Source organism: Paenibacillus sp. SER-28 (genome assembly GCF_052906305.1).
This window is the reverse complement of sequence record NZ_JBRECM010000085.1, coordinates 1-260: the sequence shown is the minus strand read 5'-3', so window position 1 is coordinate 260 and position 260 is coordinate 1. Positions and strand designations below refer to the sequence as shown.

Sequence of the window (260 nt, the reverse complement as noted above, 5' to 3'; positions counted from 1 at the left end):
CAACGGCCGCGTCGCAGCCACGGTCAATCTTTGCTGCGCCGAATAGCCGCCGGCTATGGCATTCGGCCGGCGGTCGATCAAATATCGCAAATGACTTGCATGTGCGTCATCGTGGCAAAAACAGGGAGAAGGCCATGCTGTTCAGAAGCCATGCGATCGCCGTCGCCTCCTTCGTCGCCCTCACCTTCGCCTTGGCGCTGCCGGGCCGGGCTGCGGGCAATCTGGCGGGGCAAACGCCGATCTAGGTGGTTGTCGAATTG

General features: G+C 61.9%; 1 protein-coding gene. It reads left to right on the top strand.

Annotated features, from left to right (window positions below):
- Positions 1-245: hypothetical protein (locus tag ACUYLD_RS25740; protein WP_446676248.1), on the top strand; the 245-nt coding region annotated here is incomplete at its 5' end.
- Between the last annotated feature and the right edge of the window lie 15 nt (positions 246-260).